The organism is Comamonas granuli NBRC 101663 (assembly GCF_000739995.1).
In the GTDB taxonomy this organism is placed as follows: Bacteria; Pseudomonadota; Gammaproteobacteria; order Burkholderiales; family Burkholderiaceae_C; genus Simplicispira; species Simplicispira granuli.
Genome location: NZ_BBJX01000004.1, coordinates 140,101 through 164,681, shown reverse-complemented (window position 1 = coordinate 164,681; position 24,581 = coordinate 140,101). Strand labels below are relative to the sequence as shown.

Below are 24,581 nucleotides of genomic sequence, written 5' to 3'. Positions count from 1 at the left end.
TGGGCCAGCCCTCCCCTACACTTGCGGCATGGCTTCTTCCAAGGCGCCGCAGGCGCCCTCTTCCCTGCCGCCCACCCTCGCCCAGCGCTGGCGCCGGTGGTGGCGCAGCCTCTCGCCCATGCGCCAGGACCGGCTCGCGGCATTGGCGCCGCTGGCGGCCGTGCTGCTGTTCATGGCGGCCATCATGGCCGCTTTCTGGTACCTGCGCGTGGAAGAAGGCGAACGCGAGCAGGAAGCCCTGCGGCGCGACCTGGAGTACGCGCAGCAGCGCGTGCGCCTGCGCCTGCTCGAGCGCCAGGAGCAGCTCATGCGCATCGCGCGCGACCTGGCCAACCAGGACATGGAGCGCACCCAGTTCACCCAGCGCGCCGAGACGCTGGTGAGCCAGTACCCCGAGCTGCAGGCCATCACCTGGATCGACGAGCGCGGCCGCATCCGCGCCACGCTGGCGGCCCCCACCATCGCCAGCAGCCAGTTGCGCGTGGCCGGCGAGGCCCTGCAGGGCAGCGGCCCCACGGCCGACGCCTTCAGCCTCACGCGCGACCTGCAGCAGCCCGTGTACCTGCAGCCCGAAGCCCAGGAGCGCACGCCCACGCCGCTGCTGCAGTTGCACGTGCCCATCAACGTGCAGGGCAAGTTCGCGGGCGTGGTGCTGGGGGAGTTCTCCATCGACAGCCTGCTGCGCTACGCCACGCCCACCGAGGTGCTGGCGCGCTACGCCGTCACCCTGCTCGACCAGAGCCAGCAACTGCTCGCCGGCACGCCCCTGCCGCCGCGCAGCCGCGCCGCGCAGTGGGTGCCCTGGCGCGTGCGCGCCAACGAATATGAGGTGCCCGTCTCCCCCGTGGGCAACGCCCTGGTGCTGCGCGCGCAGGCCTACCGCACCTCGCTGGGCGTGGTGGGCAGCGGCTTCTTCTGGCTGGTGGGCGTGCTCAGCGCCATGACGGCCTGGATGCTCATCGCCACCTGGCGCCACACGCGCCGGCGCATGCAGGCGCAGATGGCCCTGGTGGCCGAAACCAACTTCCGCCGCGCCATGGAGAACTCCGTGCTCACCGGCATGCGCGCCCTCGACATGGAGGGCCGCATCACCTACGTGAACGCCGCCTTCTGCCAGATGACGGGCTGGAGCGAGGAGGAGCTCGTGGGCCGGCTGCCGCCCTTCCCGTACTGGCCCGAGTCCGAGCACGAACTGCTGCACGCGCGCCTGCAGGACGAACTCAGCGGCAAGACCGTGCCTGGCGGCTTTCAGGTGCGCGTGCGGCGCAAGAACGGGGCGCTGTTCGACGCGCGCCTGTACGTCTCGCCGCTGATCGACGCACACGGGCAGCAGACGGGCTGGATGACCTCGATGACCGACATCACCGAGCCCAACCGCATCCGCGAGCAGCTCACGGCCTCGCACGAGCGCTTCAAGGTGGTGCTCGAGTCGCTCGACGCCTCGGTCTCCGTCGCGCCGCTGGGTAGCCAGGAGCTGCTGTTTGCCAACAAGCTCTACCGCCAGTGGTTCGGCTCGCACACCGCGGGCCACCTGCAACTGGTGGCGCGCGCCGGCGTGCCCTCGGGCAGCGGCACCAGCGGCGCGCACGACGAGGACGAGCTCATGGGCCTGCCCACCGACAGCCTGACCGACGCCCACGCCGAGAACGCCGAGATCTTCGTGCCCGAGCTGGGCAAATGGCTGGAGGTGCGCTCGCGCTACCTCACCTGGGTGGACGCGCGCCTGGCGCAGATGGTGATTGCCACGGACATCACGCCGCGCCGCCTGGCCGAGGAGCAGGCCGCGCGCCAGACGGAGCGCGCGCAGTCCGTCAGCCGCCTGATCACCATGGGCGAGATGGCCTCCAGCGTGGCGCACGAGCTCAACCAGCCGCTCACGGCCATCAGCAATTACAGCAGCGGCATCATCTCGCGCATCCGCTCGGGCAACATCACCGACGAGGCCCTGCTCGCGGCCCTGGAGAAGACGGCCCACCAGGCGCAGCGCGCAGGGCAGATCATCCAGCGCATCCGCGACTTCGTGAAAAAGAGCGAGCCCAACCGCCAGCTCGCCGACGTGGCCACCATGGTCAGCGAAGCCGTGGTGCTGGCCGACATCGAGCTGCGCCGCCACAACGTGCGCCTCACGCACTACGTGGCCGCGCGCCTGCCGCCCGTCATGGCCGACTCCATCCTCATCGAGCAGGTGCTCATCAACCTCATGAAGAACGGCGCCGAGTCCATCGCCTCGGCCCAGCGCCCGCCCGCGCAGCGCAGCGTGGAGCTGCGCGTGGTGCCGCGCACCCTGGACGCGCAGCCGGGCGTGGAGTTTTCCGTGCAGGACACCGGCAAGGGCCTGCCGCCGCAGGTGCAGGAGCGCCTGTTCGAGGCCTTCTTCTCGACCAAGAGCGAGGGCATGGGCATGGGCCTGAACCTGTGCCGCAGCATCGTCGAGTCGCACCAGGGACGGATGGAGGCCCAGAACCTCTACAATGCCGCCGAGGTCACCGGCTGCCGGTTTTCCTTCTGGTTGCCGCTCGCTGCGCCTGATCCAGACACTACAGATTCTGTAGCAAACGCACATCCCCCAAGGACAATGGCATGAGCTTGATTCCCAAAAAAGGCACCGTCTATGTGGTCGACGATGACGAAGCCGTCCGCGACTCGCTGCAATGGCTGCTCGAAGGCAAGGACTACCGGGTGCGGTGCTTCGATTCCGCAGAATCCTTCCTTGCGCGCTACGACCCGCGCGAAGTCGCCTGCCTGGTGGTGGACATCCGCATGGCCGGCATGAGCGGCCTGGAGCTGCAGGACCGCCTGATCGAGCGCAAGTCCCCGCTGCCCATCGTCTTCATCACCGGCCACGGCGACGTGCCCATGGCCGTGAACACCATGAAGAAGGGGGCGCACGACTTCATCCAGAAGCCCTTCAACGAGGAGGCCCTGGTCAACCTCGTCGAGCGCATGCTTGACGTGGCGCGCCAGTCCTTCGCGGGCCACCAGCAGGCCGCCAGCCGCGAGGCCCTGCTCGCCAAGCTCACGGGCCGCGAGGCCCAGGTGCTAGAGCGCATCGTCGCCGGGCGCCTGAACAAGCAGATCGCCGACGACCTGGGCATCAGCATCAAGACCGTGGAGGCGCACCGCGCCAACATCATGGAGAAGCTGGGCGCCAACACCGTGGCCGACCTGCTCAAGATCGCCCTGGGCCAGGCCGCCGCCAAGGCCTGAAGCTATTTTTTTCATAGCTGCCAGCGCACGCCCAGAAAGCGCTGGCGGCATATTTCACCTCAAGCCATGCCTGCCCAGATCATCGACGGCAACGCCCTCGCACGCCAGATCCGCGAAGAAGTCAGCAGCCGCACCGCCGCGCTCAAGGCGCGCGGCGTGCAGCCGCAGCTCCACATCATCCTCGTGGGCGAAGACCCCGCCAGCCAGGTCTACACGCGCCACAAGGTCAACGACAGCACCGAGACCGGCCTGGGCGCGACCCTGGAGCGCTACCCGGCTGACATGCCCGAGGCCGAGCTGCTCGCGCGCATCGCCGCGCTCAACAGCGACCGCGCCGTGCACGGCATCCTGGTGCAACTGCCCCTGCCCGCGCACATGGACGCGCACAAGGTCATCGAGGCCATCGACCCCGCCAAGGACGTGGACGGCTTCCACGTCGCCAGCGCCGGCGCGCTCATGACGGGCCTGCCCGGCTTCTGGCCCTGCACGCCGCACGGCTGCATGAAGATGCTCGAATCCATCGGCTACGACCTCAAGGGCAAGCACGCCGTGGTCATCGGGCGCTCCAACATCGTGGGCAAGCCCATGGCGCTGATGCTGCTGCAAAAGGACGCCACCGTCACCATCTGCCACTCGCGCACACGCGACCTCAAGGCGCTGACGCTGCAGGCCGACGTCGTCGTCGCCGCCGTGGGCAAGCGCAATGTGCTCACGGCCGACATGGTCAAGCCCGGCGCCGTGGTCATCGACGTGGGCATGAACCGCAACGACGCCGGCAAGCTCTGCGGCGACGTGGATTACGAGGGCGTGCGCGCCGTGGCCGGCTGGATCACCCCGGTGCCCGGCGGCGTGGGCCCCATGACGCGCGCCATGCTGCTGGTCAACACCATCGAGGCGGCCGAGCGCGCCAGCGCCGCCGGCTGATCGCCGCCATCCATAAAATTCATGGCCTGGCGCCTTGAACGGCGCGCGGCCGGCCGTACCATCGGGACCATGAGCAATCCCCTTCTCGACTTCTCCGGCCTGCCGCTGTTCGACCGCATCCGGCCCGAACACGTGGCCCCGGCCATGGACGCCCTGCTGGAGCGCGCCAACCAGGCGCTGCAGACCGTCACCGCCCCCGGCTTTCCTGCGCGCTGGGACGCCATGGCCCGTGAACTGGACGTGGCCACCGAGCACCTGGGCCGCGCCTGGGGCGCCGTGAGCCACCTCAACAGCGTGATGGACACGCCCGAGCTGCGCGCCGCCTACAACGAGGCCCTGCCGCGCATCACCGAGTTCTGGACGCGCCTGGGCGCCGACGAGCGCCTCTACGCCCAGTACAAGGCCATCGCCCCGGCCAGCCTCAATGCCGAGCAGGCCCAGGCGCACAAGAACGCGATCCGCAACTTCGTGCTCTCGGGGGCAGAGCTCACCGGGGCGGCCAAGGAGCGCTACGCCCAGATCCAGGAGCGCCTGGCCGAACTGCAGCAGAAGTTCAGCGAGAACACGCTCGACGCCACCGACGCCTTCGCCTACTACACCAGCGAGGCCGAGCTCGACGGCGTGCCCGAGGACGTGCGCCAGGCCGCGCGCGCCGCGGCCCAGGCCGACGGCAAGGACGGCTACAAGCTCACGCTCAAGATGCCCTGCTACCTGCCCGTGATGCAGTTTGCGCACTCCAGCCGCCTGCGCGAGCGCCTGTACCGCGCCTACACCACGCGCGCCTCCGACCAGGCCGAGGGCGAGGCCCAGCGCTTTGACAACACCGCCTTCATCCGCGAAATCCTGGCGCTGCGCCAGGAGGAGGCGCACCTGCTGGGCTACCTGAACTTCGGCGAGGTCTCCGTGGTGCCCAAGATGGCCGAATCCCCGGCCCAGGTGATCGCCTTCCTGCGCGACCTGGCGCGGCGCGCGCGCCCGCACGCCGAGAAGGACGTGGCCGACCTGCGCGCCTTCGCCGCCGACCACCTGGGCATGCGCGACCCCCAGGCCTGGGACTGGCCCTACATCTCCGAACGCCTCAAGGAGGCGCGCTACGCCTTCAGCGAGCAGGAGGTCAAGCAGTACTTCACGGCGCCGCGCGTGCTCGCCGGCCTGTTCGAGATCGTGCAGACCCTGTTCGAAGTGCGCATCGTGCGCGACCAGGCACCCGTATGGCATCCGGCCGTGGAGTTCTACCGCATCGAGCGGGACGGCGAACTCGTGGGCCAGTTCTACCTCGACCAGCCTGCGCGCCCCGGCAAGCGCGGCGGCGCCTGGATGGACGACGTGCGCACGCGCTGGCTGCGCCCGGACACAGGGCAGCTGCAGACGCCCGTGGCGCACCTGGTGTGCAACTTCGCCGACGGCGTGGATGGCAAGCCCGCCCTGCTCACGCACGACGACGTCATCACCCTGTTCCACGAATTCGGCCACGGCCTGCACCACATGCTCACGCAGGTGAACGAGCGCGACGTCTCGGGCATAGCCGGCGTGGAGTGGGACGCCGTGGAGCTGCCCAGCCAGTTCATGGAGAACTTCTGCTGGGAATGGGGCGCACTGCAGCGCATGACGGCGCATGTGGACACGGGCGCCGCGCTGCCGCGCGCGCTCTACGACAAGATGATCGCGGCCAAGAACTTCCAGAGCGGCATGCAGACGCTGCGCCAGATCGAGTTCGCCCTGTTCGACATGCTGCTGCACACCGAGCACGACCCGGCGCAGGACTTCCTGCCCCTGCTCGACCTGGTGCGCGCCGAAGTCGCCGTGCTGCAGCCGCCGGCCTTCAGCCGCACGGCGCACACCTTCAGCCACATCTTTGCCGGGGGCTACGCCGCGGGCTACTACAGCTACAAATGGGCCGAGGTGCTCTCGGCCGACGCCTACGCCGCCTTCGAGGAAACCGCCGCGCCCGACGGCAGCCACCACCTGCCCACGGGCCGGCGCTACCGCCAGGCCATCCTCGAGGCCGGCGGCAGCCGCCCGGCCATGGAGTCCTTCAAGGCCTTCCGCGGCCGCGAGCCCAGCCTGGACGCGCTGCTGCGCCACCAGGGCATGGCATGATAAAAAGTGAGCTGCTTGCGCAGGCTGCAGGGCGTTTTGAGGTAGTTTTCTGCCTCAAGCACTGATGCAGCAAGCGCCAGCAGCTATCCTTATTGAAGCAACCAACCCCTCGGAGGCCCCCATGCCCGTCGCCCGCCTTGCCGCCCTCGCCGCCTGCGCGCTGCTCGCCACGGCCACCCAGGCACAGCCGGTCTACCGCATCGTCGGGCCCGACGGCAAGGTCACCTTCTCCGACCGCGCCCCGGACGCCACGACCCCCGGCGCCGCGCCCGCAGCCGGCGCCGGCGCCGGCGCGGCCAGCGGCAGCGCCGCCCTGCCCTACGCCCTGCGCCAGACCGCCACGCGCTTTCCCGTCACCCTGTACACCGGCAGCGACTGCGCCCCCTGCACCAGCGCGCGCAACCTGCTCATCACCCGCGGCATCCCGTTCACCGAGCGCACCGTGGACAGCAACGAAGACCTCGACGCCCTCAAGCGCCTGAGCGGCGACACCAGCCTGCCCGTGGGCACGATAGGCAGCCAGCAACTGCGCGGTTTCTCCGACACCGAGTGGACGCAGTACCTCGATGCCGCGGGCTATCCCAAGCAGTCGCAACTGCCCGCGAACTACCGCCGCCCTGCCCCGGCACCGCTGGTGGCCACCCCGCCCGCAACGGCCACGCCTGCCGCCCCGGCCGCACAGGCCGCGCCGCCCGCGGCAGCGCGCCCCGCGCCTGCCGCCCGGCCCGGCGGGCCCACGCCAACCAATCCGGCAGGCATCATTTTTTGACGCCCGCCGCGGGCCCGCGGGCCGTGGCGGGCGCGGCGCTGCGTGTTCAGTATGTGAGGATGCGCACGCCCTGCGCCGTGCCCAGCAGGCATACGCTGGCCTTCTGGCGCGCAAAAATGCCCACGGTCACCACGCCGGGCCACTGGTTGATCTCGGACTCCAGCGCCAGCGGGTCGGTGATGGACAGGCCCGTCACGTCCAGAATGTGCTGGCCGTTGTCGGTCACCAGGGGCTGGCCGGCCTGCAGGCGCAACGCGGCCGTACCGCCCAGGGCGGCAAAGCGGCGCACGATGTGGGCGCTGGCCATGGGGATCACCTCCACGGGCAGCGGGTAGCGGCCCAGCGTGTCCACCAGCTTCGAGGCATCGGCAATGCAGACGAACTGGCGCGCCAGCGCGGCCACGATCTTCTCGCGCGTGAGCGCCGCGCCGCCGCCCTTGACCATATGGCCCTGGCCGTCGATCTCGTCGGCGCCGTCGATGTACACGCCCAGTTGCTCGACCTCGTTGGCATCGAACACCGGGATGCCAATGGCACGCAGGCGCTCGGTGCTGGCCACCGAGCTGGAGACGGCGCCGCGCACCTGGTCCTTGACCGTGGCCAGCGCGTCGATGAACTTGTTGACCGTGGAGCCGGTGCCCACGCCCACAATCTCGCCGGGCACGATGTAGCGCAGCGCTGCCTGGCCGACCAGGGCCTTGAGTTCGTCTTGGGTCAGGGAGGGGGATGTCGTCATGGGGGAAAATCGCGGGTGAATTGCGAATTATCCCCATGTCACTGATCCCCTACGCCCTCACCCGCCCTTTCCTGTTCGGCCTGGACCCCGAAGCCGCCCACGACCTGACCATGGACATGCTTGCGCGCGGCCAGGGCACGCCGCTGCAATGGGCCTGGTGCAACACCCCGGTGCACGACCCCATCGAACTGGCAGGCCTGCGCTTTCCCAACCGCGTGGGCCTGGCCGCGGGGCTGGACAAGAACGCGCGCTGCATCGACGCACTGGGCGCCATGGGCTTTGGCTTTGTCGAAGTGGGCACGGTCACGCCCAAGGGGCAGCCGGGCAACCCCAAGCCGCGCATGTTCCGCCTGCCCGAGGCGCGCGCGCTCATCAACCGCCTGGGCTTCAACAACGACGGGCTCGACGCCTTCCTGCACAACGTGCAGCAGGCCCAGTTCCGCCGCCGGCAGAAGCACCCCATGCTGCTGGGCCTGAACATCGGCAAGAACGCCAGCACGCCCATCGAGGAGGCCACGCGCGACTACCTCACCTGCCTGGACGGCGTGTACCCGCACGCGGACTACGTGACCGTGAACATCAGCTCGCCCAACACCCAGAACCTGCGCGCCCTGCAGAGCGACGCCGCGCTCGACGGCCTGCTCGGCGCCATCGCCGAACGGCGCGAGCAGCTCGCACGCCAGTACCAGCACGCCGACGGCACGGCCCGGCGCGTGCCCCTCTTCGTGAAGATCGCCCCGGATCTGGACGAGGACCAGGTCGCCGTGATCGCCGCCACGCTGCAACGCCACGGCATGGACGGCGTGGTCGCCACCAACACCACCATCGGCCGCAGCGCCGTGCAGGGCCTGCGCCACGCCGAGGAAACGGGGGGCCTGAGCGGCGCGCCGGTGCTCGAACCCAGCAACCGCGTGATCCGCCTGCTGCGCGCGGCACTGGGCAGCCGCTACCCCATCATCGGCGTGGGCGGCATCCTGAGCGCCGAGGACGCGCTGAGCAAAATCCGCGCTGGCGCCGACGTGGTGCAGATCTACACCGGCCTGATCTATGAAGGCCCGGCGCTGGTGGAGCGCGTGGCACGCGCGCTCCAGGCGCAGGCCTGACGCGGCTGCCGCGCAGGCCGCGCCTCAGCGCCCGCGCAGCTTGATCAGCCAGGGCAGGGCCACGCCCGCCCAGCGCACCAGCCGCGCCGGCCCGGCCAGCGCCACACCGGCCGCCAGCAAGGCCAGGGCCAGCGGATGCTCCTTGGCAAAAGCCACCACGCGCTGCGGCAGCGGCACGGCGGCCATGGCGGCCGCCGCGTCCTGCGCCTGCGCGCGCGCCTGCTGGCGCTCCTGGGCGCGCGCCTGCAGACGCTCGCGCTGCGCCGCAATGCGTGCACGCACCTGCTGCTTGCGCTCCTGCCTGCCCGGCCCTGCGGGTTCGCCCGAAGTCGTCACAGTTGCTCCTTGATGGCGCGCCAGTCGCGCGCGAGTTCCTCGCGGGTCGAGGCAAAGGGCTGGCTGGCCGCGCGCGCCACGCGCACCAGCGCGGCCAGCGCCAGGCCCCAGACCAGCAGCCAGGCGCCCGCCAGCAGCCAGGCCACCAGGGCGCGCTGCGGGCTGTCCCAGAACTGCACGATCAGCGCCACCGACAGCACGATCAGCGCCACCACCGTGAGGCTGCCCACGGCCAGCGCCAGCAGCAGCAGTTGGCGCAGGCGCTGCTTCTGCTCCTGCCATTCCAGGCGCGCGAGTTCGGCGCGGTCCTCGATGGCGATCGCGCCCTCCAGCACGGCCACGCGCCAGCGCAGCAGCCAGGTTTCAAGCCCCAGCAGAGAGGTCCAGTTCATGCGGTCCTTGTGTGCAGGCCCGGGCTGCAGCAGCCCGGGCGGTGGCGGCACGCATCAACGGCGCGCCAGCAAAAAGCCCACCAGGGCGCCCACGGCCAGCGCCGCACCGGCGACGCGCCAAGGCTCGTCGTGCGCATAGCGGTCGGCGGCGCGCGCGGCGTCCTTGGCCTGGTTGGCCGCCTCCTGGGCAGCGCGGATGGCGGCATCGCGCACGCTGTGCATGCCGTCTTCCAGGCGCTGGCGCATTTGCTTGATCTCGGGCACGCTGTCGAGGTCCTTGCTGGCCATGAGGGTGCGCAATTCAGACACCAGCTTTTCCAGCTCGAACTGGGCGCTGGGGGAGGATTCGGTTGCCGAAGTCGTCATAGATGCCTTTCAGTACAGGGAACGCAGAACACGCGGCACAGCACCCTGCAGTATTGCGCGCGCTCCGGGTCCATCTTACCGACCCCAGGCCCCCGGCCGCAAGCCAGGCGCGCGGCTCGGCGTGGTTACAGCATGTCAGCCACCAGCGCGCCCAGCGCCAGCGCGCTGGTGAGCCCCGGCGACTCGATGCCGAACAGGTTCACCAGGCCGGGCACGCCATGCACCGCAGGCCCCTGGACGACGAAGTCGGTGATGGCGGCGCCCTGCGCATCGAAGATCTTGGGTCGGATGCCCGCATACCCCGGCGCCAGCGCCCCGCCGGGCAGACCGGGCCAGTAGGTGCGCACGGCGGCGTCAAAGGCCTCGGCCCGCGCCGGGTCCACCGCCAGGTCGTCCGGCCCGTCCACCCACTGCACGTCGGGCCCGAAGCGCGCCTGGCCGGCCAGGTCCAGCGTCAGGTGCACGCCCAGGCCCGCCGCCTCGGGCACGGGGTAGATCAGCCGCGAAAACGGCGCCCGGCCGCTCAGGGTGAAGTAGTTGCCCTTGGCATAGCGCGGCTGTGGCACAAGCGCGGCGTCCAGTCCCCGCGTGCGCCGGGCCAGATCGGGAGCGCCCAGGCCCGCGGCGTTGACCACCGTGCGGGCATGCAGGCAGGTGCCGTCTTTCGCTACTACTTCAATAGCGCCTTGCGTACACTCCATGCGCTCTACGGCCGAATTGACTGCCAAAACACCACCCGCCTGCTCCAGATCCGCCAGCAGGCTCAGCATGAGCGCGTGGCTGTCCACCAGGCCGGTCTCGGGCGACAGCAGGGCGGCCACGCATTCCAGGGCGGGCTCCAGGGCGCGCGCCGCGTCGCGCTCGAGCCAGTGCAGGGGCACGCCATTGCCCAGGGCATGCGCCTGCACGGCGCGCAGGGCGCCCCGCTGCGCCTCGGCCGTCGCCACCACCAGCTTGCCGCAGCGCCGGTGGGCAATGCCCCGCGCGGCGCAGTAGGCGTACAGCAGCTCACGCCCCTGCACGCACAGCCGCGCCTTGAGCGAGCCCTGCGGGTAGTACAGCCCGGCGTGGATGACCTCGCTGTTGCGTGCGCTGGTGCCGGTGCCAAAGGCGGGGGCGGCTTCCAGCACCAGCACCTCGCGCCCGCGCAGGGCCAGGGCGCGCGCCACGGCCAGGCCCACCACGCCCGCACCCACCACCACGCCATCGACCTGCTCGGCCATGCGGCGTCAGGCTTCGAAGCCCTCGAGGACGTTGACCGCGTTGGTGCCCAGCTCGGCCGCGGCGTAGCCGCCTTCGAGCACGAACACCGTGGGCAGGCCCAGCCGCTCCAGACGCTCGCCCAGACGCAGGAAATCCGCCGAGGCCAGGGCAAAGCGCGAGATCGGGTCGCCCTCGAAGGTATCGAGCCCGAGCGAGATCACCAGGGCCTCCGCGCCATAGGCCGTCATGCGCGCGCAGGCCGCCTCCAGCGCGGCAAACCATGCCTGCACACTGCTGCCTGCAGGCAGGGGCAGGTTCAGGTTGCAGTCTGCCCCAGCGCCCTCGCCTGTCTCATCGGCATGGCCCAGGTAGAACGGGTATTCGGTGCGCGGGTCGCCGTGGATGCTGACGAACAGCACGTCCGCGCGGTCGTAGAAGATGCTTTGCGTGCCGTTGCCGTGGTGGTAGTCCACGTCCAGCACGACCACGCGGGCCGCGCCCTGGTCGCGCAGCCACTGGGCGGCCACGGCGGCGTTGTTGAGCAGGCAATAGCCGCCCATGAAGTCCGGCCCCGCATGGTGGCCCGGCGGGCGGGTGCAGCAGAAGGCCGCGCGCGCACCGGCCGCCACGCGCGCCGCCGCGCTGGCGGCGGCATCGGCCCCGGCCTTGGCGGCCTGCCAGCTGCCCGCGGCCAGCGGCGTGCCGTTGTCCATGGAATACAGGCCCAGCTTCGCGACGAAGTTGTCCGGCTCGATGTCGCTGCGCAGCATGCGCACGGGCCAGACGGAGGGAAAGGGTTGCACCTGGGCATGGGCAGGGTCCAGCGCCAGCCATTGCGCCCACGCCGTCTGCAGGAACTGCAGGTAGCGCGGCGCATGGATGCGCGCGAGCACGGCGCTGCTGTCCTGGTCGGGCGCGAGCAGCGCGTGGCCGCGTTCGGTCAGGCGGGCCTCGACGTAGTCGGCGCGCACGGGCTTCTCGAAGCACGGCACGCGCTCGCCCCGGTAGAACTCATGCACCGGAGCGTGCAGGTGGTGCAGCGGGTTGTGGAAGGTGATCATGCGCCGAGTGTAAAAGCCGGCGCAGAACATTTAAACGATTTCAGCCCAGGGCTGCGGCCGCACGCCACCTGCGAACAGCGGGTGCGCCTGGGCTTCCTCCAGCGTGAGCACCGGGGTCACGCAGGCATCCCTCTGCGCAAAGCGTTCGCTCCACACGGCCAGCGGCTGCGCGGCCACGAGCTGCGCCACCTCGGCGCGCAGCGCCGCGCAGTCGCTGGAGCCGGGCAACTGGCCGCGCTGCCAGTGGCGCTGCACCCAGTCGGGGCGCTCAAAGACTTCGCACGCCGCCTTCCAGAACTTGAACTCCAGCGCCCCCACGGCCAGGTGGCGCCCATCCTGCGTGGCGTAGAGGTTGTAGCAAGGCAGCACGCCATTGAGCAGGTCTTCGCCCGCACCGGGGCGGCGCCCCAGCAGCGGCGCCAGCATGGCGCCCGTGGCCCGGGGCATGACCAGTTGGGCGTGCAGGCCATGGGCCATGCTCACGTCCAGGTGCCGGCCCTGGCCCGTGCGCTGCACCTCGAACACGGCCGCCAGCACCGCGATGCAGGCCATGGCGCTGCCGCCCGCCAGATCGCCCCACTGCACATTGGACAGGGCCAACTCGCCCGTGGGCGCACGCATCTGGTCCAGCACGCCCGACAGCGCCATGAAGTTGAGGTCGTGCCCCGCCTTCTGCGCCCAGGGGCCGTGCTGGCCGTAGCCGGTGATGGACACCATCACCAGGCGCGGGTTCAGCGCATGCAGCGTGGCCGCATCCAGCCCCAGACCCTGCAGCACGCCCGGGCGGAAGCTGTCGAGCAGCACGTCGGCCTCCTGCACCCAGGCGCGCAGCCGCTCCAGGTCGGCGCTGCTGCGGAAGTCGATGCTGCGGCATTCCTTGCCATGGTTGAGCGCCTCGAATAACGCCGCCAGCGGCCGCGCCGGATCGCCCTCGGGCGGCTCCACCTTGACGATGGTGGCACCCAGGTCGGCCAGCAGGCGCGTGGCGAACGGCCCCGGCAGGTTGCGCGTGAGGTCAAGCACGCGCAGGCCGGACAGCAGCGGTGGTACATCCATGTCCGTCACAACCCAAGCTGCTTCGAGATGATCTCGTTCATGATCTCGTGCGTGCCGCCACCGATCGAGAGGATGCGGTTGTCGCGGTACAGGCGCTCGACCAGTGACTCGCGCATGTAGCCCATGCCGCCGAAGATCTGCACCGCCTCGTCGGTCACCAGGGTGGAGACGGAGGTGGCGAAGTTCTTGGCCATGGAGACCTCGGCGATCGCCGACTCACCCGCCTGCATGCGCGCGGCGCAGCGGTAGGTGTATTCGCGCGCCACGTTCACCTGCGTGGCCATCTCGGCCAACTTGTGGCGGATGACCTGGTGCTTGGACAGCGGCTTGCCGAAGGTGGTGCGCTCCTTCACGTAGGCCAGACATTGTTCCAGCGCGAGCTGGGCCGTCATGTAGGCCATGATGGCCAGGCTCAGGCGCTCGGCCTGGAAGTTGGCCATGATGGTGAAGAAGCCCGAGTTCTCCGGCCCCAGCAGGTTTTCCGCCGGCACGCGGCAGTCCTGGAAGAACAGCTCGGCCGTATCGGATGCCCACCAGCCCATCTTCTTCAGGTTGCGCCCCACGGTGAAGCCCGGCGTGCCCTTCTCGATGAGCAGCAGCGACACGCCGCCAAAGCCCGCCTCGCCCGTGCGCACGGCCACCGTGTAGTAGTCGGCGCGCGCGCCCGAGGTGATGAAGGTCTTGGAGCCGTTGACCACGTAGTGATCGCCATCGCGCACCGCGCGGGTCTTGAGGTTGGCCACATCCGAGCCGCCGCTGGGCTCGGTGATCGCCAGGGCGATGATCTTCTCGCCCGCGAGCACCTGCGGCACGATGCGTGCCTTCAGCGCATCCGAACCCGTGCGCCAGACCGGCGGCAGGCCAATGTCCAGCGAACCCAAGCTGGCGACAAAGCCGCCCGAGCCGCTGCGCATCAGTTCCTCGCTGGCGGCCACCTTGAGGAACACGTCCTGCTCGCCCGAGCCGCCAAACTCGGTCGGATGGCCGATGCCCAGCAAGCCCAGGCCGCCCGCCTGCGGGTAGATCTCGCGCGGGAAACCGCCCGCCTCTTCCCACGCGTCGATGTGCGGCTTGACGGCCTCGTTGACGAAGCGGCGCATGGTGTCGCGCACCATGCCGTGGGTTTCATTGAAGTAGTCCACGTACACACTGCGCAGAGCCGGATCACGCATCCTCGAACCTCCGGTTTTCCTGCGCCATCTGGACCAGAATGGCCGCGGGCTCGAAGCGCGCGCCATGCTGCCGCGCCAGTTCGCGCGAGCGCGCTACGAAGCGCGGCAGGCCCATCGCGTTGATGAACTGCAATGCCCCGCCCTGGTGCGGCGCAAAACCCCAGCCGAAGATGGAGCCGATGTTGGCGTCCGCCACCGAGCGCACCACGTTTTCCTCGAAGCAGCGCGCCGCCTCGTTGGCCTGGATGAACATCAGCCGGTCCACCAGCTCCTGCTGCGTGGGCTGGTCGGCGCGCGGCGGGTACAGCGTGGTCAGCTCCGGCCACAGGCTCTTTTCCTTGCCCTGGTAGTCGTAAAAGCCCTTGCCGGCCTTCTTGCCGACGCGGCCCATCTCGGCGCACAGCTTGCGCAGCACGGCCTCACCAGGGTGCGTGGGGTAGCTCTTGCCTTCGGCCTCCAGGTCGCGGCGCGTCTGGTCGCTCACGTGCAGCGACAGGCTCAGCGACACCTCGTCCTGCAGGGCCAGCGGCGGCATGGGCATGCCGGCCTTGACGCCCGCCACCTCGATGGAGCGCGGATGCACGCCCTCGGCCAGCATGGCGATGCCCTCCATCACATAGGTGGCGAACACACGTGAGGTGTAGAAGCCCCGGCTGTCATTCACCACGATGGGCGTCTTGCCGATCTGCAGCACGTAGTCGAAACCGCGCGCCAGCGTGGCGTCCGACGTCTTCTCGCCCACGATGATCTCGACCAGCGGCATCTTGTCCACGGGTGAGAAGAAATGCAGGCCGATGAAGTGCGCCGGGCGGCGGCTCACCTGGGCCAGGCCGGTGATGGGCAGCGTGGAGGTGTTGGAGGCGAACACCGCGTCCTCGCCGATCACGGCCTCGGCCAGCTTGGTGCAGTCGGCCTTGATGGCGCGGTCCTCGAACACGGCCTCGACCACCAGATCGCAACCCTGCAGGTCTTCGTAGCGCGTGGTCGGCTGGATGCGCGCGAGCAGCGCGTCGCGCTTGTCCTGCGTGGTCCTGCCGCGCGACAAGGCCTTGTCCAGCAGGCCCTGCGAGTAGGCCTTGCCCTTGTCGGCGTTCTCTTGCGTGGTGTCGAGCAGCACCACGTCGATGCCGGCCTTGGCCGAGACGTAGGCAATGCCCGCGCCCATCATGCCCGCGCCCAGGATGCCGACCTTTTTCACCTGGCCCTGCGGCTGGTTCGCGGGGCGCGACTGGCCCTTCTTGATGGCATTGAGTTGGTACCACAGCGTGCCGATCATGTTCTTGCTGACCTGCGAGACGATGCAGGCCGCGAAGTAGCGCGACTCGACCTGCAGCGCGTTGTCGATGTCGAGCAGGCAGCCCTCGAACAGGCAGCTCATGATGTGCGTGATGGCCGGGTAGTTGCCATGGGCCTTGGCGTTGGCCATGGAGGGCGCGATGGCCAGCATCTGCACCACGGACGGGCTCTTGCTGTCGCCGCCGGGGATGCGGAAGCCCTTGGCGTCCCAGGGCTGCACGGGCTTGGGGTTGGCCAGGCACCAGTCACGCGCTTTTTGCAGCAGCTCCTCGCGCGTAGCGGCCAGGTCGTTGACGATGCCCAGGCCCTTGGCCTTGGCGGGGCTCAGCTCCGTGCCCTGGGTGATGAGTTCAAAGCTCTTCTGGATGCCGATCAGGCGCGGCAGGCGCTGCGTGCCACCGGCACCGGGCAGCAGGCCCAGCTTGACCTCGGGCAGGCCGATCTTGGCCTTGGGGTCGTCGATGGCAAAGCGGGCGTGGCAGGCCAGTGCCAACTCCAGACCACCGCCCAGCGTGGTGCCGTTGAGGGCGGCCACCACGGGCTTGCCGCATTTCTCCATGCGGCGCAACAGGGCCTTGAGCTCCTCGCCCAACTGGAAGGCCTGCTCCACCGTGGTGATCTGGCTCAGCTGGTCGATGTCGGCGCCGGCGATGAAGCTGGACTTGCCCGAGGTGAGCACCAGACCCTTGAGGCCCTCTTCCTGCTCCAGGCGATCGAGCAGCGTGGCAAAGCGGCCCAGCAGCTCGGGCGTGAGCACGTTCATGGCGCGGCCCGGCTGGTCGAAGCTGACCAGACCGACGCCGCTGGCGTCCACTTCGAAAGTGACGGAATCTTGCTGTGTCATGGGTTCGCCTCGTTCAAACGCGTTCGATGATGGTGGCGATGCCCATGCCGGCACCGACGCACAGGGTGGCCAGGGCCGTGGATTGGCCGGTGCGCTCCAGCTCGTCCAGCGCCGTGCCCAGGATGATGGCGCCCGTGGCGCCCAGCGGGTGGCCCATGGCAATGGCGCCGCCGTTGACGTTCACGCGGTCGAGCGAGACGCCCAGGTCGCGCGCCGTTTTCATGGGCACGGTGGCAAAGGCTTCGTTCACCTCCCACAGGTCGATGTCCGACACCGCCATGCCGGCCTTGGCCAGGGCCTTGCGCACGGCGGGCGTGGGGCCCGTCAGCATGATGGTGGGCTCGGAGCCGATGACGGCGCACATGCGCACCTTGGCACGGGGCTTGAGGCCCGCCTTGTCGCCCGCCGCCTTGCTGCCCAGCAGCATCAGCGCCGCGCCATCGACGATGCCCGAGGAGTTGCCCGCGTGGTGGTGGTGGTGGATTTTTTCGATGGTGGTGTACTTGTCCAGCGCGGTGGCATCAAAGCCCATGCTGCCCATCATCTCGAACGAGGGGTTGAGCTTGGCCAGCGATTCGACCGAGGTGCCGGGGCGCACGGTCTCGTCGCGGTCCAGCATCACCATGCCGTTGATGTCCCTGACCGGCACGATGGAGCGCGCGAAGCGCCCTTCGGCCTGGGCCTGCGCGGCGCGGCGGTGCGACTCGGCGGCAAATCCGTCCAGATCGGCACGACCAAAGCCTTCGAGCGTGGCGATCAGGTCGGCGCTGATGCCCTGCGGAATGAAGGCCGTGCCGCTGTTGACACGCGGGTCCATGACCCAGGCGCCGCCGTCGCTGCCCATGGCCCAGCGGCTCATGGACTCCACGCCGCCCGCGACCACCATGTCCTCCATGCCCGACATGATCTTGGCCGTGGCCAGGTTGACGGACTCCAGGCCCGAGGCACAAAAGCGCGACTGCGTCACACCCGCCACAGTTTGTGCCCAGCCCGCGTCCAGCACGGCGGTGCGGGCAATGTCGGCGCCCTGCTCGCCCACGGGCGTGACACAACCCAGCACGAGGTCATCGACCAGCGCGGTGTCGAGCCGGTTGCGCGTCTGCAGCGCCTGCAGCAGCGTGCGCAGCAGCCACACGGGCGTGGCCTGGTGCAGGCGGCCGTCCTTCTTGCCCTTGCCACGCGGCGTGCGCACGGCGTCGTAAATATAGGCTTCGGTCATGGAAGCTCCTTGGTGAATGGATGAATGGAGAGACAGGGCTGGCGTCACAGGAAGCGCGAGGCCAGCTCCTTCATGATTTCGTTGGTGCCGCCGTAGATGCGCTGCACGCGGGCATCGGCATACAGGCGGGCGATGACGTATTCCTTCATGTAGCCGTAGCCGCCAAACAGTTGCAGGCATTCGTCGATCAGCTTGCACTGGTTGTCGCTGATCCAGTACTTGATGAGCGCGGCGCGCTCCACGCCCAGCTCGCCCTTGAGGTGCGCCACCATGGCCGCATCGACCAGCGCGCGCGAGGCCATCAGCAGCGCCTGGCATTCGGCCAGCTTGAAACGCGTGTTCTGGAAGGAGAAGATGGGTTTGCCAAAGGCCTGGCGCTCCTTGGTGTAGGCCAGGGTTTCCTGCATGGCCAGCTCCATGGCGGCGATGCCCGCCAGGGCGACGATCAGGCGCTCCTGCGGCAGCTCCTGCATGAGCTGGATGAAACCCATGCCCTCCTGCCCACCCAGCAGGTTGGCGGCGGGCACCACCACGTCGTCGAAGAACAGCTCCGAGGTGTCCTGCGCATCCATGCCCAGCTTGTCGAGGTTGCGGCCTCGGCGAAAACCTTGCACCTGGTCGGTCTCGACGACCATCAGCGACATGCCCTGCGCGCCCTGGTCCTTGTTGGTCTTGCAGACCACGATGACGAGGTTGGCGAGCTGGCCGTTGGTGATGAAGGTCTTGCTGCCGTTGATGCGGTAGCTGTCACCCTCCTTGATGGCCGTGGTGCGCACGCCCTGCAGGTCCGAACCCGTGCCGGGCTCGGTCATGGCGATGGCGCCAATCAGTTCGCCCGTGGCCAGGCGCGGCAGCCAGCGCTTTTTCTGTTCTTCGGTGCCGTGGTGCAGGATGTAGGGCGCCACGATGCCCGAGTGCAGCGAACCGCCAAAGCCCGAAATGCCCGCCGCGCCCTGGGCCAGGATCAGCACGGCCTCATGACCGAAATCGCCGCCCGCGCCGCCGTACTCCTCGGGCATGGAGGCGCACAGAAAGCCATTGGCCCCGGCCTCTTCCCAGGCGCTGCGGTCCATCATGCCGGCCTGGCGCCAGGCTTCATCCTTGGGAGCCCATTGCTCCTTGAAAAAACGGCTGGCGGTGTCGTAGAGCATCTGGTGCTCTTCGGTCATCCAGGCGGGGGCGAAATGGTGAATGGCCACGGGTGCAATCCTTGGGGTTCAGAGTCGTTCCAACAAGCCGTGCCGTGCCCGGGTTGCGCCCACCACGGTAATTTTGTGTTCCATGGGATGGGAAGAGGACAAACCCGCTGCAAGGCCAACGCGATCCGCCGCGTTGCATGGTTTTCCCTATGAATCACCATATTCCGCAGCAGTCCGGATATTGACCTTTACGGCACCCTCTGACAAGGTGACGCAATTCCGTTTCACTGCCAAACGGGCCATTTGGTAATATGGATTTCCATGTTGGAAAGCACTGTTCCCCCCTCCCCGCCGACCGCCAACGCCCGCGCGCGCCTGGACGGCATGCGCACCGACACCCTGGCGCGGCTGGAGAAGGCGGTGCTGGAGCTGTTCTCGCAGCGCGACTTCCACGAGGTGAGCCTGCACGACGTCGCGCGCAGCGCCAACGTCTCGCTGCAGACGATCTACAAGTACTTCGGCAGCAAGGAGGCCCTGGTCTACGGCATGCTCGACATCATGCTCGGCCGCCTGGCCGAGCGCATGATCGACCACCTGCAAGGCATAGACGACGCCCGCGAACGCCTGCGCAAGACCTGCTGGGTGACGCTGGACTACATGGACCGGCACCCGGCCGTGATGCTGCTGATGTTCACCGCCGTGCCCGTGTCGCGGCACAAGAACATCGGCATCTACGAAAGCCCCGAGCTCATGAGCGCCTTCCTGGGCGTGTTCAAGGACGGCCAGCAGCGCGGCGTACTCAACGGCCAAGTATCGAGCAAGGTGCTGCTCGATGTGTTCATGGGCATCATCGGGCGCGTGGTGCTCATGCACATCGTGCGCGGCGAGAAAAGCCCGCTCACGGAGCAGTTCGACGCGCTGTTCCACATCCTGTGGCGGGCCATGTCGGCAGAGTGAGACGCGCGCGGCCGGAAAAGAACAAAGCCAGCGCGAGGCTGGCTTTGGGATGGTGGTGGGTGATACATGGATCGAACATGTGACCCCTGCCGTGTGAAGGCAGTGCTCTACCGCTGAGCTAATCACCCGCTGCAGATGCCGGAACAAGCCCGGCAACGGCACGAAAACTGGTGGGTGATACATGGATCGAACATGTGACCCCTGCCGTGTGAAGGCAGTGCTCTACCGCTGAGCTAATCACCCGTTGTCGTTGCGACAGCCCGCTATTATGGCACAGGTTTCAGGCAGTTTCCTGAAGACGCCAGACAGTTTTTCCTTTGCTGTCCTTGTCGATCTGCGCCAGCAGCGCCTCGTGCGCCGCCTGCTCCTGCTCGCTGGCGCGCAGCACGGGCAGGTCCAGGCTGCTCAGGTCGATGCTGGCGCGGAGCAGTCCGGGGCCGGTGTCGCTGGCTTCGTCGGCGATGAGCAGCGCGTCCTGCCCGCGCGTGAGGCAGATGTACACGTCGGCCAGCAACTCGGCATCGAGCAGGGCGCCGTGCAGTTTGCGGCCCGAGTTGTCCACGCCCAGGCGGTCGCACAAGGCGTCGAGCGAGTTGCGCTTGCCCGGGAACATCTCCTTGGCCAGGACCAGGGTGTCGACGATGCCCGCCACATGGCTGGCAAAGGGCGGGTAGCCCACGCGCTCGAGTTCCTTGTCGACGAAGCCCACGTCGAACGCCGCGTTGTGGATGATGATTTCCGCATCGCGCATGAAGTCGAGGATCTGGTCCGCGACCTCGGCAAACTTGGGCTTGTCGCTGAGGAATTCGGTGGTCAGGCCGTGCACGCGCAGCGCGCCCTCTTCGCTGTCGCGCTCGGGGTTGATGTACAGGTGCAGGGTCCGGCCCGTGAGCTTGCGGTGCAGCAGCTCCACACATCCGATCTCGATGATGCGGTCGCCGTTCTCGGCCGACAGGCCCGTGGTTTCCGTATCAAAGACGATTTGCCGCGCCATCAGTGGTCTTCCTTGGCGTGGTTGATGGTGTACTTGGGGATCTCGATGGTCACATCCTGCGCGGCCAGGATGGCCTGGCAGCTCAGGCGCGACTGCGGCTCCAGGCCCCAGGCGCGGTCCAGCAGATCCTCCTCTTCCTCTTCGGCCTCGCCCAGCGAGGCAAAGCCCTCGCGCACGATGACGTGGCAGGTCGTGCAGGCGCAGCTCATGTCGCAGGCGTGCTCGATCTTGATGCCGTTGTCGAGCAGCGCCTCGCAGATCGAGGTACCGGCGGGCGCGCTGATGAGCGCGCCCTCAGGGCAGTATTCGGCGTGGGGCAGGACTTTGATGGCAGGCATGGAGACTCACAGCGGGAGGGAAAGGCTTACAGGTTTTGCACGTTCTGGCCCGCCAGCGCCTGGCGGATGCCGCGGTTCATGCGTTCGGCCGCAAAGGCCTCGGTGCCCTTGGCCAGGGTTTGCGTGGCCGCCTCCAGGGCGGCGGCGTCGGCTGCGGTCATTTGCAGGCGCAGCGCCTGCATGAGCGCGGCGATGTGGGTGCGTTCATCTTCGCCCAGCAGGTCGCCGTCGGCGTCCAGGGCGCTTTGCGTGGCCAGGAGCATGCGCTCGGCCTCGACCCGGGCCTCGACCAGGGCGCGCGCCTGGATGTCCTGCGCGGCCGTGGCAAAGCTCTCCTGCAGCATGCGGGCGATCTGCTCGTCGGTCAGGCCGTAGCTGGGCTTGACGTCGATGTGCGCCTCGACGCCGCTGGCCTGCTCGCGCGCGCTCACGCTCAGCAGCCCGTCGGCGTCGATGGTGAAGGTCACGCGGATGCGCGCCGCCCCCGCCGCCATGGGCGGGATGCCGCGCAGCTCGAAGCGCGCGAGGCTGCGGCAGTCCTGCACCAGATCGCGCTCGCCCTGCACCACGTGGATGGCCATGGCGGTCTGCCCGTCCTTGTAGGTGGTGAAGTCCTGCGCCTTGGCCGTGGGAATGGTCTCGTTGCGCGCGACGATGCGCTCGACCAGCCCACCCATGGTCTCTATGCCCAGCGACAGCGGGATCACGTCCAGCAGCAGCAGGTCGCCCGTGGCATTGTTGCCCGCAAGCTGGTTGGCCTGGATGGCTGCGCCCAGGGCGACGACTTCGTCGGGGTTGAGGTTGGTGAGCGGCTCGCGGCCGAACAGGGCGCCCACGGCGCGGCGCACCTGGGGCATGCGCGTGGAGCCGCCGACCATGACCACGCCCTGCACCTCCTCGGGCTGCAGGCCGGCATCGCGCAGGGTGCGGCGCACGGCGGCCATGGAGCGCGCGGTGAGCGCTGCGGTGGCGGCCTCGAAGTCCTGGCGCTTGACATCAAAATGCACTGCAGCGCCCGCCAGTACAGCGCTGAAAGCTACGCTTTCCGCAGCAGTGAGGGCTTCTTTGCAGGCCCGGGCTGCGGCGCGCGCGGCCGCCTTGTCGGCGGCGGATTGCGCTTGCACGCCCACCTGCGCCAGCACCCAGTCGGCCAGGGCGGTGTCGTAGTCGTCGCCGCCCAGGGCCGAGTCGCCGCCGGTGGCCAGCACCTCGAACACGCCCTGGGTGAGCCGCAGGATGGAGATGTCGAAGGTGCCGCCGCCCAGGTCATAGACGGCGTAGACGCCCTCGCTGGCGTTGTCCAGCCCGTAGGCGATGGCGGCTGCCGTGGGCTCGTTGATCAGGCGCAGCAGCCGGATGCCGGCGAGCTGGGCCGCGTCCTTGGTGGCCTGGCGCTGGGCATCGTCGAAGTAGGCCGGCACGGTGATGACGGCGCCGTACAGGTCGTCGTTGAAGCTGTCTTCGGCGCGCTGGCGCAAGGTGGCCAGGATCTCGGCGCTCACCTGCACGGGCGACTTGGTGCCGCCCGCCGTGGCAATGCCCACCATGCCGCCCTGGGGGGCCGCCACCAGGGCGTAGGGCAGCTTGGCGGCGTCGGCAATGTCGGCCAGCCCGCGCCCCATGAGCCGCTTGGCCGAGACGATGGTGTTGGCCGCATCCGCATGCTGGGCCGCCAGCGCGGCATCGCCGATCTGCCGGCCGCCGTCGGCCAGGTAGCGCACCACCGAGGGCAGCAGCAGGCGCCCCTGTGCGTCCGGCAGGCATTCGGCCACGCCATGGCGCACGGCCGCCACGAGCGAGTGGGTGGTGCCCAGGTCTATGCCCACGGCGATGCGCCGCTGGTGCGGGTCGGGGGACTGGCCGGGTTCGGAAATCTGCAGCAGCGCCATGAAAGGGAGATGTTTCAGAGTGGGTCCGCGCGGCCCGGGGCAGCACGGCAAGCTAGGGAAAAGACGCGAGGGGCTATTGTCCCAGGTGTTCCAGGCGCCGGTCGATGTCGCGGGCGAAGCGCTCGATGAACATGAGCGCACGCACCTGCCCTGCCGCCGCGGCGAAATCCTGCGCACCGTCGATGAGCTCGCCGCAGCGCTGCAGGGCCTGCTGGCGCGCGCGGCGCACCTCGGCGTCCAGCGCCTGGACGGCGGCGCCGTCCTGGGCCTCGTCCAGGGCCTCGCGCCACTGCATCTGCTGCATCAGAAAGTCCGCGGGCATGGCGGTGTTGTCCTCCGCGCCAATGGGCGCGCCCTGCAGCTCGCACAGGTAGGCGGCGCGCTTGAGTGGGTCTTTCAGGCGCTGGTAGGCCTCGTTGATGCGCACCGACCATTGCAGGGCCACGCGCTGGGCCGCGGGGCCATGCTGGGCGTGGCGGTCCGGGTGGGCCTGGCGCTGCAGCTCCTTCCAGCGCGCGTCGATCTCGCTGCGCTCCTGCGCGAAGCGCTGCGGCAGGCCGAACAGGGCGAAATCGTCGGATTGAGGGTGCATGGCTCGCGAATTGCTCTGAAAAAGTGAGCTGCTTGCGCTTGTTTTTCGGTATTTTCAGTATGTTTCATATCTGAAAACACCTCGCAGCAAGCGCGAAAAGCTATTTTATTTATAGCAACCCAACGCCCGCACGCAGGGAGCGGCGCGCGGACCGCTCAAACGCGGAAGCTCTCGCCGCAGCCGCAGCGGTCGCGCTCGTTGGGGTTGCTGAACCGGAAGCCCTCGTTCAGGCCCTCGCGCACGAAGTCGAGTTCCGTGCCGTCGATGTAGGCCAGGCTCTTGGGGTCGATCAGCAGCTTGACGCCGTGCTGCTCGAAGACCAGGTCCTCGGGCTCGGCTTCGTCCACGTATTCGAGCTTGTAGGCCAGGCCCGAGCAGCCGCTGGTCTTGACGCCCAGGCGCACGCCCAGCCCCTTGCCCCTGCGCGACAGGTAACGGCTGACATGCCGGGCTGCCGCTTCAGTCATCGTGATGGCCATGGTGTCTCATGCCGCCGGGGTGCTGGCGTGCTTGGTGCGGTAGTCGGAAACGGCCGCCTTGATGGCGTCTTCGGCGAGGATGGAGCAGTGGATCTTGACCGGCGGCAGCGCCAGTTCTTCGGCGATCTGGCTGTTCTTGAGCGCCGCGGCCTCGTCCAGCGTCTTGCCCTTGACCCATTCGGTCACGAGCGAGGACGAGGCGATCGCCGAACCGCAGCCGTAGGTCTTGAAGCGCGCGTCCTCGATCACGCCGGTGGCCGGGTTGACCTTGATCTGCAGCTTCATCACGTCGCCGCAGGCGGGGGCGCCCACCATGCCGGTGCCCACGCTGTCGTCCCCTTTGTCGAACGAACCGACGTTGCGGGGGTGCTCGTAGTGGTCGATGACCTTGTCGGAATATGCCATGAGA

General features: G+C 68.8%; 24 protein-coding genes and 2 tRNA genes. 7 read left to right on the top strand and 19 right to left on the bottom strand.

What is annotated here, in order from left to right:
• Positions 1–28: 28 nt before the first annotated feature.
• The 5 genes from CGR01S_RS04175 to CGR01S_RS04155 all read left to right on the top strand — a co-directional run bounded on the left by CGR01S_RS04175 (position 29) and on the right by CGR01S_RS04155 (position 7,000).
• Positions 29–2,584, top strand: coding sequence for a PAS domain-containing sensor histidine kinase (locus tag CGR01S_RS04175; protein ID WP_042422715.1), 2,556 nt, complete (start codon positions 29–31; stop codon positions 2,582–2,584).
• Entirely contained in the window at positions 2,581–3,207 is a 627-nt protein-coding gene (locus CGR01S_RS04170) for a response regulator transcription factor (protein WP_042422712.1), read from the top strand. Before CGR01S_RS04175 ends, CGR01S_RS04170 begins: the two co-directional genes overlap by 4 nt.
• Before the next feature lie 66 nt (positions 3,208–3,273).
• Positions 3,274–4,131 carry a bifunctional methylenetetrahydrofolate dehydrogenase/methenyltetrahydrofolate cyclohydrolase gene (locus CGR01S_RS04165; protein WP_042422709.1) on the top strand — a complete coding sequence of 286 codons (858 nt, stop codon included), beginning with the start codon at positions 3,274–3,276 and terminating at the stop codon, positions 4,129–4,131.
• Between the two features lie 69 nt (positions 4,132–4,200).
• The gene (locus CGR01S_RS04160; protein ID WP_042423437.1) at positions 4,201–6,231 is read left to right on the top strand and encodes a M3 family metallopeptidase; all 2,031 of its coding nucleotides are present in this window, start codon (positions 4,201–4,203) and stop codon (positions 6,229–6,231) included.
• Positions 6,232–6,352: 121 nt separating this feature from the next.
• Entirely contained in the window at positions 6,353–7,000 is a 648-nt protein-coding gene (locus CGR01S_RS04155) for a glutaredoxin family protein (RefSeq protein ID WP_042422706.1), read from the top strand.
• 46 nt (positions 7,001–7,046) lie between these two features.
• Here the strand turns inward: CGR01S_RS04155 and rpiA are convergent, their stop codons facing one another.
• Positions 7,047–7,736, bottom strand: a complete 690-nt coding sequence (rpiA, locus tag CGR01S_RS04150) for a ribose-5-phosphate isomerase RpiA (protein WP_042422702.1) — start codon at positions 7,734–7,736, stop codon at positions 7,047–7,049.
• Between the two features lie 35 nt (positions 7,737–7,771).
• Between rpiA and CGR01S_RS04145 the strand changes: the two genes are divergently transcribed.
• The gene (locus tag CGR01S_RS04145) at positions 7,772–8,839 is read left to right on the top strand and encodes a quinone-dependent dihydroorotate dehydrogenase (RefSeq protein ID WP_042422699.1); all 1,068 of its coding nucleotides are present in this window, start codon (positions 7,772–7,774) and stop codon (positions 8,837–8,839) included.
• Between the two features lie 24 nt (positions 8,840–8,863).
• Here the strand turns inward: CGR01S_RS04145 and CGR01S_RS04140 are convergent, their stop codons facing one another.
• The 10 genes from CGR01S_RS04140 to CGR01S_RS04095 all read right to left on the bottom strand — a co-directional run bounded on the left by CGR01S_RS04140 (position 8,864) and on the right by CGR01S_RS04095 (position 18,983).
• Positions 8,864–9,175 (bottom strand): hypothetical protein, encoded by a 312-nt coding sequence (locus tag CGR01S_RS04140; protein ID WP_042422696.1) that lies wholly within the window; start codon positions 9,173–9,175, stop codon positions 8,864–8,866.
• The gene (locus CGR01S_RS04135; RefSeq protein WP_042422693.1) at positions 9,172–9,567 is read right to left on the bottom strand and encodes a phage holin family protein; all 396 of its coding nucleotides are present in this window, start codon (positions 9,565–9,567) and stop codon (positions 9,172–9,174) included. Before CGR01S_RS04135 ends, CGR01S_RS04140 begins: the two co-directional genes overlap by 4 nt.
• A gap of 54 nt (positions 9,568–9,621) precedes the next feature.
• Positions 9,622–9,933, bottom strand: coding sequence for a DUF883 domain-containing protein (locus tag CGR01S_RS04130; protein ID WP_042422689.1), 312 nt, complete (start codon positions 9,931–9,933; stop codon positions 9,622–9,624).
• 125 nt (positions 9,934–10,058) lie between these two features.
• Positions 10,059–11,156, bottom strand: a complete 1,098-nt coding sequence (locus tag CGR01S_RS04125) for an NAD(P)/FAD-dependent oxidoreductase (RefSeq protein WP_042422686.1) — start codon at positions 11,154–11,156, stop codon at positions 10,059–10,061.
• A gap of 6 nt (positions 11,157–11,162) precedes the next feature.
• Complete coding sequence (locus CGR01S_RS04120; protein ID WP_042422684.1) at positions 11,163–12,197, bottom strand: histone deacetylase family protein; 1,035 nt, start codon at positions 12,195–12,197, stop codon at positions 11,163–11,165.
• Between the two features lie 30 nt (positions 12,198–12,227).
• The gene (locus tag CGR01S_RS04115; protein WP_042422680.1) at positions 12,228–13,253 is read right to left on the bottom strand and encodes a CaiB/BaiF CoA transferase family protein; all 1,026 of its coding nucleotides are present in this window, start codon (positions 13,251–13,253) and stop codon (positions 12,228–12,230) included.
• 5 nt (positions 13,254–13,258) lie between these two features.
• Complete coding sequence (locus tag CGR01S_RS04110) at positions 13,259–14,425, bottom strand: acyl-CoA dehydrogenase family protein (protein WP_042422676.1); 1,167 nt, start codon at positions 14,423–14,425, stop codon at positions 13,259–13,261.
• Positions 14,418–16,565: a 3-hydroxyacyl-CoA dehydrogenase NAD-binding domain-containing protein gene (locus tag CGR01S_RS04105; RefSeq protein ID WP_042422672.1), complete on the bottom strand. Its 2,148-nt coding sequence runs from the start codon at positions 16,563–16,565 to the stop codon at positions 14,418–14,420. The genes CGR01S_RS04110 and CGR01S_RS04105 overlap by 8 nt, the downstream gene beginning before the upstream one ends.
• Positions 16,566–16,578: 13 nt before the next feature.
• Positions 16,579–17,784, bottom strand: coding sequence for an acetyl-CoA C-acetyltransferase (locus CGR01S_RS04100; protein ID WP_042422669.1), 1,206 nt, complete (start codon positions 17,782–17,784; stop codon positions 16,579–16,581).
• Between the two features lie 44 nt (positions 17,785–17,828).
• Positions 17,829–18,983 (bottom strand): acyl-CoA dehydrogenase family protein, encoded by a 1,155-nt coding sequence (locus CGR01S_RS04095; RefSeq protein ID WP_042422666.1) that lies wholly within the window; start codon positions 18,981–18,983, stop codon positions 17,829–17,831.
• Positions 18,984–19,244: 261 nt separating this feature from the next.
• Here CGR01S_RS04095 and CGR01S_RS04090 point away from each other — a divergent pair, with 261 nt between their 5' ends.
• On the top strand, positions 19,245–19,880 hold the full coding sequence (locus CGR01S_RS04090; RefSeq protein ID WP_042422663.1) for a TetR/AcrR family transcriptional regulator: 636 nt from the start codon (positions 19,245–19,247) through the stop codon (positions 19,878–19,880).
• Positions 19,881–19,933: 53 nt separating this feature from the next.
• On the opposite strand, the gene CGR01S_RS04085 is transcribed toward CGR01S_RS04090, so the two are convergent.
• The 8 genes from CGR01S_RS04085 to iscU all read right to left on the bottom strand — a co-directional run bounded on the left by CGR01S_RS04085 (position 19,934) and on the right by iscU (position 24,577).
• A tRNA-Val gene (locus tag CGR01S_RS04085) sits at positions 19,934–20,008 on the bottom strand.
• 40 nt (positions 20,009–20,048) lie between these two features.
• Positions 20,049–20,123, bottom strand: a tRNA-Val gene (locus CGR01S_RS04080).
• Between the two features lie 37 nt (positions 20,124–20,160).
• Positions 20,161–20,874 (bottom strand): DNA polymerase III subunit epsilon, encoded by a 714-nt coding sequence (gene dnaQ / locus CGR01S_RS04075; RefSeq protein ID WP_042422660.1) that lies wholly within the window; start codon positions 20,872–20,874, stop codon positions 20,161–20,163.
• Complete coding sequence (fdx, locus tag CGR01S_RS04070) at positions 20,874–21,212, bottom strand: ISC system 2Fe-2S type ferredoxin (protein ID WP_042422657.1); 339 nt, start codon at positions 21,210–21,212, stop codon at positions 20,874–20,876. The genes dnaQ and fdx overlap by 1 nt, the downstream gene beginning before the upstream one ends.
• A gap of 26 nt (positions 21,213–21,238) precedes the next feature.
• On the bottom strand, positions 21,239–23,101 hold the full coding sequence (gene hscA / locus CGR01S_RS04065; RefSeq protein ID WP_042422654.1) for a Fe-S protein assembly chaperone HscA: 1,863 nt from the start codon (positions 23,099–23,101) through the stop codon (positions 21,239–21,241).
• 73 nt (positions 23,102–23,174) lie between these two features.
• Complete coding sequence (hscB, locus tag CGR01S_RS04060) at positions 23,175–23,693, bottom strand: Fe-S protein assembly co-chaperone HscB (RefSeq protein WP_042422651.1); 519 nt, start codon at positions 23,691–23,693, stop codon at positions 23,175–23,177.
• A gap of 155 nt (positions 23,694–23,848) precedes the next feature.
• Positions 23,849–24,172, bottom strand: a complete 324-nt coding sequence (iscA, locus tag CGR01S_RS04055; RefSeq protein WP_042422648.1) for an iron-sulfur cluster assembly protein IscA — start codon at positions 24,170–24,172, stop codon at positions 23,849–23,851.
• A 6-nt stretch (positions 24,173–24,178) separates the two neighbouring features.
• Positions 24,179–24,577 carry a Fe-S cluster assembly scaffold IscU gene (gene iscU / locus CGR01S_RS04050; protein ID WP_042422645.1) on the bottom strand — a complete coding sequence of 133 codons (399 nt, stop codon included), beginning with the start codon at positions 24,575–24,577 and terminating at the stop codon, positions 24,179–24,181.
• Positions 24,578–24,581: the final 4 nt, after the last annotated feature.